The organism is Acidiplasma aeolicum, assembly GCF_001402945.1.
Lineage (GTDB): Archaea > Thermoplasmatota > Thermoplasmata > Thermoplasmatales > Thermoplasmataceae > Acidiplasma > Acidiplasma aeolicum.
This window is the reverse complement of record NZ_LKBG01000258.1, coordinates 1-9,059: the sequence shown is the minus strand read 5'-3', so window position 1 is coordinate 9,059 and position 9,059 is coordinate 1. Positions and strand designations below refer to the sequence as shown.

The window sequence follows — 9,059 nt, the reverse complement described above, 5'->3', positions numbered from 1 at the left end:
GTTTCACCCGGCATTAATGGCGTTGTAAGCTTAACCCCAAGATTATGCAAGAATTCCTTTCTTTCCTTTTTTACATCCCTCAGGTATTCCCTGACCTCCTTTACAGTTCTTGAATACATGGGAGGTGCCCTTACTATTCTTGGAGACCAGTTTGTCTGTGATTTTATTTCCTTTATTATATCCGAGTTTGTTACTATTGAGGGCTCGTCAAGCTCTATGACGGCCTCTCCAGTATCCGGCTCAAAATAAAGATCCTGAAACCCTGCATCCTTCGGAATTAATTCCTGTATTTTTTTTGATGCGGAATCCTCGTCAAGCATAATGCTTGGATCAGGCCTTATTGCTATTCTTCTTCTTAGTTCCTGCGCGATCTGCCTTGCAAGGTCATCCCTTTTTGAGAATAATTCCTCATCCTTTGTGTAGACTATTATTGTTGAACCCTCATAGTCTATCTCTGTAATCTTATTTCCGGGATAAAGCCTGTCAAATATATTTTTAGCTTCGCTTAGATAATCACGAAAAGACATTTATAACACCTTAAAATTAATAAAAAATTTATAAAATTAATTTAAGTTTCTTTATCCTGGATAAAATCTCATCCTGGGATAAATAGTAGAAACCCTTTTTAGGATCGACAACACCAACCTGTATCATATTTCCTGATGCTGAATCCCTCTGTTTGGATACACTTATTGATTTTATTACAAGATCAATGGCATCATCAAGCTTTAAATCGGGGGAATATTCAGCCTCAAGAACACCGTAAACATACGGAGAACCAGATCCGGTGCTTGCGTAAATATCCTCAACCGCACCACCGGCAGCATCTATTGAATATATGTGTGGCTTTTTATCATAACCGCCTATTAAAAGCTGTACCATGTAAGGATAAAACTTACTCTGATTTAACATATTTGAAAGCAATGTGGCCGCAGCGTCCAGTGGCATGTTAATCTTTCTCTGAACCCTGTAGAGCTCCATCTCTGCCCTCATGTATCTAACAAGCACCTGGGCATCTCCAACAAGGCCCGCTATGGTCATCCCTGCATATGTGTCAATCTGGTAAAGCTTCTGAGCGTTCTTATTTGAAATGAAGGTTCCCATGGTCGCCCTGCTATCGGTACCCAAAATAACGTAATCGCCGGCAGTTATGCCGACTGTTGTTGTTCCAGTTTTCAATACATCCATATTATAATCCCTCTCTGACATAATTAATCCATCCAAGATAATTATTAATTGTAAATAACAAATAGTATATTTAAATTTTCTATGGGATGCAATTGACCATATATTTATATATCATTCGGCCTCCCTGCTTAAAACATCAGATATATGCTTTAATATTTCACGTTCAAGTATGGTCCCTATAAATTTCCCCCTCTCATCAACCACGGCAACTATTGGCGGGTCAGTTTCCCTAAAAATCTTAATAAGATCTGTTGCCGGTGCATTGCACCTGACCTTTATGGCCGGAACAATTCTCCCCTGCGAGACCGTATATGTTCTAAGTTTGTTCTCTCCAAGTGTTACCATGTCACTTAATAAAAGTTCACCAACAACACGGTTATTTGAATTTGTAACTATAACCGCCCTGGAATTAAGGTCCGTGCATATTTTAAATGCAAGGCTTATGGGATTTTTTACATTTACAGAAACCGTTTGCAGTGTTTTTGCAATATCACACGCCTTTAAATTTTTGAATTCTGAATTAACAATTTCCCAGACATATCTTGATTTTTTCACCGGTATAACAGGCGCATTGATGTTAAATAATAATGGCACCATTAATGTTAATAAAGTTATTGCTATCATAATTATTGAATAATCATAGCGGCCAACAAGTGAGAGTGTTAAAGCAACAACAAGAAGGGCCGCATCAACACCGCCGTTAACAGAAGTGCCAAGCGCATTTTTCCATGGCTGCACTTTTATAATTTTTGATGTTGCAAATCCTGCAATGGGTTTTATTAAAAGTGCTATTGCAAAGATTAAGAGTCCAAGTATAATGAGGGCAGGTGTAATTTTAACAAAGTACAGACCTAGGCCGATAAAGAATAACGGCTCGAACAGCCCGTATGTTACTGTGGATATCTTCTCTGCTATAATGGGCCTATCATTTATAAAATCCCTTAAAATGATTCCAATAAAGAGGGCGACTATGGCGGAATTAAATCCGTAAAGTTCACCTATAAAGCCAAGTATAAATATAAATCCTATTATTATGGCTATTGTAGTTTCGTGTGCCTTTGAATTTGCATCCATTTTTTCAAGCAATCTTATTAAAATGTATTTGCTAAAAAGTATTATTACAACAATTGAGGCTATCAGTTCAAGTGATGTTAATAGTACATTTATGAATGTTATTGGCTTATTGTGAAAATCTGAAATAAAGGAAAATAATATAACTGCAGAAATTTCTATTGTTACGACCTCCTGAAAAATCTTATTTCCCTCCTCAGTTTTATTTAGCCCTGTGTCACTTAAAAGCCTTGTGAGCGGACCAGCACTGCTCATTCCTGTAACTATCCCTGTTACTATGGCGATTAAAAGGCTGTGAAGTATTAAGAATACAAAATAAGAAATTAACGAAAATGGAATAAAAAATTCAATTACACCTAATATAATATTTTTATAATTCATTAACTTTTTAGTATCAACGTTCTTAAATTCCAGTGCACCACCTGAAAACAAAAGAAAATTTATACCAATGGATATGAATAGGGATATATTGGGCAGTACATTTATGAGTCCAAGCACACCAGGACCTATTATTATTCCAAATACTATAGCCGCCACATATGGAACAAGTTTAAGTCTTTCAAATATCTCCTCACCAAGTTTTGCAAGCAGTAAAAGTGTTCCAAGAAACATTAATGCAAGTACTGAATCTGAAATGCCGTACATTAACCATCCAATGAGGCAATTATATTTAATGTTTATGTTACTTTAAGCATATTTTATTAGCATAATAACCAAAAATGATTTATTATTTAGAAAGCAATCAAATCATTAAGCTATAAGTCCCGGCTTCCGGATTCGAACCAGAGACCTATGGATGTCTGCGATCTGCAGTATTCACTCTACAGTCCATCGCTCTACCAACTGAGCTAAGCCGGGTTATAACATAATATATACAAAGAATATAAATTTTAAGTTTATGCATGTTTTATTCTTTTGATTGATTTAATTATATTTTAATTTTTAAACTGGAAATTATTCAGGCATATGATATTATGCTAATTCTTATTTTTGGTTGCCTTACCAATTTCATTTAATCAAATTCACACATGCATATTGAAAATCAAAACTAATTATAAAAATAAAAAGTTTAATAATAATATTACGAATATATTATTCATGGAATTTTCTGAGGTTACATCAACATTTAGTGAAATGGAAAATACAACAAAAAGGCTTGAACTCACAAGAATACTTGCCAACCTTTTAAAAAAGGCAAATAATGATCTTAAGTACATTGTGTATCTTGTTCAGGGTAAACTTGCACCGGATTTTGAGGGAATTGAATTTGGCATGTCTGATAAGCTTATAATAAAATCATTATCCTCTGTATCAGGCCTCTCAGATGAGGAGGTAAATAAAATATTTTACAAAACCGGTGATCTGGGTACAACTGCAATGGAAATTAGTAAAAACATATCACAGAAATCATTATTTAATGAGGATTTAACCGTGAATTATGTTTACTCAAAGTTAATGGAAATAGCAAAATTTTCAGGTCATGGCAGCATAAAAACCAAGATGGATTCATATATGGATTTATTAATGAATTCAAAACCTGATGATATAAAATATATAACCAGAATAATTACAGGCAAGCTCAGGCTGGGTGTTGCCGATTCAACCATTCTTGATTCGCTTGTATCCGCATTTAGTGATAAAAAATATGCAGATATAATAGAAAATGCATACAATTTCCATCCGGATATTGGATACATTGCAGAATTGCTTCAGTCTGGAAATATAGACGCAATAAAAAATATGGGTCCAGAACCATTAATACCGTTTAAGGTAATGCTTGCTGAGAGATTAAAATCACTTGCTGATATTAAGGATAAAATGGGTGGAAGGGCAGCATATGAATATAAATATGATGGCCTAAGAACAGAGCTGCACCAGAAGGGCAGTGAGGTAAAGATATTTTCCAGGGGTCTTGAGGAAACAACACAAAATTTCCCTGATATTGTTAAAAATTTTAAGGATTCATTTCATTTTGAGTCCTGTATACTGGATGGAGAATCCGTTCCATATAACCCTGATACAGGAGAATTAATGCCGTTCCAGATGGTCTCACAGAGGCGCGGAAGAAAATATGATTTAACAGAAAAAACATCAGAGATACCAATAGTAATGTTTATTTTTGATATACTTTATTTAAATGGCAAATCGCTTATTAATCTGCCATACCCTGAGAGAAGGAAAATACTTGAGGAAAACGTTAAGGAAAATGAGTATTTTAAACTTGCAACAAGAATCGAAAGTGACGATGAAAATGAAATTATGAAATTCTTTGAAAAAAGTATTGAGGATGGCTGTGAGGGAATAGTCTCAAAGAACATTTCAGAGGATTCGGTTTACCGCGCCGGAGCCAGGGGATGGCTATGGATTAAATTTAAAAGGGATTACCAGCAGGAAATATCAGATTCATTTGACCTTGTTGTTGTCGGTGCCTTTAATGGTCATGGGAGGCGTAAGGGAACCTATGGCGCCTTATTACTTGCATGCTATAATGAAAAGAAGGACTCATTTGAAACATTTACAAAACTTGGATCAGGATTTACAGATGAGATGCTATCTGAACTCCCCGGGATTTTTAAAAGCTTAATAGTGGATAAAAAGCCCGCAAGGCTTGATAGCACCATGATTCCCGATTACTGGATTTATCCATCAAAGGTGGTGGAGGTAAAGGGTGCAGAAATTACAGTAAGCCCTGTTCATACATGTGCATATAATATAATTGAAAAAGGCTCTGGTCTTGCTTTAAGATTTCCGAGGCTAATAAAATTCAGGGATGATAAAAATCCTGAGGACGCCACAACAACTGAGGAAATTATTGAAATGTATAAAATGCAGAAAAAAACTATAAATACAAAAGAAAAGGAGGATTAATCCTCCTCTTCATTATTTCTATCGAACCCGCCTGATCTTCTGTTATTGTTGTATCTCCTGTTGCCTCCATTGTTCCTGTATCTGTTATTATTTCCATAGTTGTTATACTGGTTTTCGTACTCCTTTTCACTCATATCAAGTTCTTCACTGGGTTCTATATCTTCATCACTTTCTGAAAGTGTACCATATTTACCGACATTAAGTCTCATATGGCCCCTTAAAAGTGATATATAGCCGTTATCTATCTTAAGAACCTCACCATCCCTTATGTCTTTGGGCTGGTCGTCCCATAGTGTCAGGGTTATCTTCCCTGTATCGTCGGCTATGACAACCTCAGTCACTGATTTGTCATCACCAAATCTGGTTTTTATCTCTTTTGGCTCTCCTAATACAATCACCTTTCCAACAACGTTAACACGTCTTGAGGAAGGTGTCAAATCCTTAATTTTGGTTACTTCTTCCATACTATTACTTCCTTAATCCTTTCGGATAAAGACTAATATTTAACTCTTATTTAAACATATTCTTTTTATATATGCTTATGTTTTTTTCCATTAAATCTGTCATTTCTTTAAGATTTTCATTTTTTGTCAATGCATTAAGCACACCCATTTGATCCTCTATCGGATGATTCTGTCCAAGTTTAAATGCGCATTCTATTTTATCAGGGATTAAATAAAATCCCTTAATCTGCCTTAGCATTGGAAAGTATGGCTTTTCGCTTAAATTATCTGGAATAGGAGAATCTGGTTCAAAAAACTTTATAAGTTTTTTAATTTTTTCTGTGTTTTCATTAAAATCAGTAAATTTTAATGTACCATGAACATGAACAGTCATGTAATCCCATGTAGGTACCGATTTATATTTATAATAGGCTGGAGATATATAAGCATCAGGTCCCTGAAAAATAGCAAGTCCTCTCATATTGGTGGAATTTTCAATAATCATATTGCCTTCTGCAAGATGTCCCCAGAGTTTAAAATTTTCTTTGTATTCATCAACAAGAAATGGTATATGAACTGCATCAACATCATCTGAAGAAATTACTGCAAGTATTCCAAAACTATGTTTTTTGATGAAATCTATAATAATTTTCCTATCGGTTATTCTGAAATATTCGGGTATATACATAAAATTTAAATTGATCCTTATATATTAAGTTATTCTATATCCAAATATCATAAATTATTATAAAGTTAAAATATGTTTAAGCAATATAATAAAGCCCGTGTGGGGTAATTTGGATATCCTAAAGGCCTGCGGAGCCTTAGATTCGGGTTCAAATCCCGGCGCGGGCGTTTTTATAATTGTTTAAATCACTGTAATGCATGAATATAAACATAATACATAAAAAATCTAAGTATTAAAAATTCAATAGAATCGAAATTCCTGTATTCTTAAATAAAGGAAATGAAAATAAACCACGTGGTTTTTATTTATTTAACAACTTTTATTAGATTCTTATAAATGACTTTCTTAAAACTTAAGGCGATTAGGCATGTTGACCATGAAATTATCAAACCGATTGCAACGCCCCTAAAATATATATTGCCAGTAATAATTGAAATAAAAAGAAATATGATACTTAAAATAAAAAACAGTATTATAAGGGAGGTCAGGAGATGCTTTTCCAGAATATTTAGTCTCCATTCTGATAATCCCTGAATTTTTTTGGCCATAAAATTTTATTCATATTGAATATAAAAATATTTGTTTTCCCAATATTTCCCTTCTTTAAGTTTTATTAATATGCACATAGAAATCTTAAGGCTTTTATATTAGTGATATATAAGATAGTATGAGTGAAGCTATAAGTCCAGGTCTTGAAAACGTTAATATAAAATATACTGAATTAACTTATATAGACGGTATTAATGGAATAATGAGATACCGTGGCTATGATGTAAATGAACTTGCAGCCAGATCATCATTTGAGGAGGTTTCATATTTAATGCTCTTTGGAAAACTGCCAAATTATGATCAGCTCAATGAATTTAAAAATCATGTGCTTTCAAATATGGTGCTTCCCGATTATGTTTTAAGCACAATGAAAAGCCTGCCAAAGAAATCAGATGCACTGGCAATAATGCAAACGGCCTTTTCTGCGCTTTCATCGAATGAAAACAATTACCAGTGGAATAAGGAAAATGATAAAAAAACGTCAATGGCAATTCTTGGCCAGGCATTATCAATTGTGGCAAATACATATAGAATTAAGGAGGGCCTTGATACAGTTACACCTGAGGCCCATGGCAGCTATGCAGAATCATTTTTAAATGCCTGTTTTGGTGAATCTGATAAAGAAAAGGTAAGGGCCATGGATGCTGCACTAATTCTTTATATGGATCATGAGATTCCAGCATCAACCACGGCAGCCCTTGTTACTGCATCAACTTTATCTGATATGTATTCATCAATAACCTCGGCAATAACCGCATTAAGGGGCCCACTGCATGGAGGTGCAGCAGAATCTGCCTTTAAGCAATTTCTTGAGATTAAAACACCCGATAATGTTGATTCATGGTTTCAAAAAAATATCATAGAACCAAGGAAAAGGCTTGTTGGTTTTGGTCACAGGGTTTACAGGACATTTGATCCAAGATTGAAAACATTTAAGGAATATGCCAGATCACTTGCCAGAACACAGGAACAGAAAAATTTGCTCGAAATAGCCACAAAACTTGAAAATCTTGGGGTTAAAAATTTCGGTGGAAAGGGAATATATACAAATACAGATTTTTATTCTGGCCTAGTTTTTAATGAACTTGGGTTTCCATTATATATGTTTACATCACTTTTCGGCCTTTCAAGGATATCTGGAATACTGGCACACATAATAGAATATGTGGAAACCCAGGAAAGACTGATAAGACCAAGGGCAATTTATAATGGTCCGGGAAGTATGGAATACATAGAAATAGAAAAAAGATAATTTTTATTTTATTTTTTGTTCCAGGTCCTCCACATATCCAAAATCCAGAAGGCCAAATTCCTCTGTTATGCCATAGGCCCTAAACCTTTTTGAAACGCTTTTTAGAACAGGTGTAAAATGTTCCTCACTTAATAATGATTCGGAAACATCTGTACCTGAGGAAAAAAAGCTCATTGCGGGCGTAATCAAAATTCTGTAATCAAAATTAAAAACAAACGCCGGTATTTTAAATATACCACCAACCTCATCCCTGAGAACAACGGCAGGATGCTCATGGCCAAGTATGGTTATTTTTCTTGTTGACATATCCCTGTCCCCATGATATATGTAATAATTATCATCCTCATAGAAATCGATTATCTCCATATTATTATGTTTTAATATATTTGTAAGGTAATTATCATGATTTCCCCTTATAAAAATAAGTTTTGCCTGATCTTTATACCGTTCAATAAAATGATTTACATCATCCCATTCCTGCGGTAGATTCCTTGAAAATTCCTGTTTAAAGTCCCCGTTTATAATAATTTTATTTGGTGAGTACCTATCTATTATGGCATCCATTGTCCTTTCTATATGCTCCCTCTGTAATTTTGGTAAGAACAATCCATGAAGGTTCATCTCATCCTCAAATCCTAGATGAAGGTCAGAAACCACAACAGCGGATATATCCTTTAAATAAACACAGTATAAATCGGATATAAAAACATTCTTTAATATTTGTATTTCCTTCACAAACTACATTAACAAATTATTTATTATAATTTTTACTATCTGATAATTAATCCTGTAATCAATTTATAAAAACATTGTGCAATGGAAAAGATTTTAAATTAATATGGCATTAATTAGTTATGGAAGCTAATTCAGAGTACATAATGAAAACCGCAGATATGCTTAAAATACTGGGTCTGTCATCATATGAGGCACAGGCATTTGCGGCCCTTGTATATCATGGTGTTGCCAATGCAGATACAATAGCGGATACTGCAGGAATACC

At 34.3% G+C, this 9,059-nt stretch carries 8 protein-coding genes, 2 tRNA genes and 1 pseudogene; 4 read left to right on the top strand and 7 right to left on the bottom strand.

What is annotated here, in order from left to right; all coding sequences use genetic code 11:
- The 4 genes and pseudogenes from AOG54_RS07695 to AOG54_RS07680 form a co-directional block, all read right to left on the bottom strand.
- Positions 1-527 (bottom strand): annotated as a pseudogene (locus AOG54_RS07695) (beta-CASP ribonuclease aCPSF1); the annotation flags it as partial.
- 28 nt (positions 528-555) lie between these two features.
- Positions 556-1,188, bottom strand: coding sequence for an archaeal proteasome endopeptidase complex subunit beta (gene psmB / locus AOG54_RS07690; RefSeq protein ID WP_048101829.1), 633 nt, complete (start codon positions 1,186-1,188; stop codon positions 556-558).
- Between the two features lie 111 nt (positions 1,189-1,299).
- Entirely contained in the window at positions 1,300-2,904 is a 1,605-nt protein-coding gene (locus AOG54_RS07685; RefSeq protein WP_048101573.1) for a cation:proton antiporter domain-containing protein, read from the bottom strand.
- Between the two features lie 117 nt (positions 2,905-3,021).
- A tRNA-Tyr gene (locus tag AOG54_RS07680) sits at positions 3,022-3,117 on the bottom strand.
- A gap of 240 nt (positions 3,118-3,357) precedes the next feature.
- Between AOG54_RS07680 and AOG54_RS07675 the strand changes: the two genes are divergently transcribed.
- Entirely contained in the window at positions 3,358-5,127 is a 1,770-nt protein-coding gene (locus tag AOG54_RS07675; RefSeq protein WP_048101572.1) for an ATP-dependent DNA ligase, read from the top strand.
- Here the strand turns inward: AOG54_RS07675 and AOG54_RS07670 are convergent.
- Together AOG54_RS07670 and AOG54_RS07665 are read right to left on the bottom strand one after the other, a co-directional pair.
- Positions 5,124-5,591 carry a single-stranded DNA-binding protein gene (locus AOG54_RS07670; protein WP_048101571.1) on the bottom strand — a complete coding sequence of 156 codons (468 nt, stop codon included), beginning with the start codon at positions 5,589-5,591 and terminating at the stop codon, positions 5,124-5,126. The genes AOG54_RS07675 and AOG54_RS07670 overlap by 4 nt on opposite strands.
- 46 nt (positions 5,592-5,637) lie before the next feature.
- A complete protein-coding gene (locus tag AOG54_RS07665; RefSeq protein WP_054964306.1) occupies positions 5,638-6,258 on the bottom strand; it encodes an FMN-binding negative transcriptional regulator in 621 nt (206 codons plus the stop codon).
- A 93-nt stretch (positions 6,259-6,351) separates the two neighbouring features.
- Here AOG54_RS07665 and AOG54_RS07660 point away from each other — a divergent pair.
- Positions 6,352-6,425, top strand: a tRNA-Arg gene (locus AOG54_RS07660).
- 500 nt (positions 6,426-6,925) lie between these two features.
- Positions 6,926-8,059, top strand: a complete 1,134-nt coding sequence (gene gltA / locus AOG54_RS07650) for a citrate synthase (protein ID WP_048101568.1) — start codon at positions 6,926-6,928, stop codon at positions 8,057-8,059.
- A gap of 3 nt (positions 8,060-8,062) precedes the next feature.
- Here the strand turns inward: gltA and AOG54_RS07645 are convergent, their stop codons facing one another.
- Complete coding sequence (locus AOG54_RS07645; protein ID WP_048101567.1) at positions 8,063-8,794, bottom strand: metallophosphoesterase; 732 nt, start codon at positions 8,792-8,794, stop codon at positions 8,063-8,065.
- Positions 8,795-8,913: 119 nt separating this feature from the next.
- Here AOG54_RS07645 and AOG54_RS07640 point away from each other — a divergent pair.
- On the top strand, positions 8,914-9,059 hold a 146-nt coding region (locus tag AOG54_RS07640), incomplete at its 3' end, for a helix-turn-helix domain-containing protein (protein ID WP_162200880.1).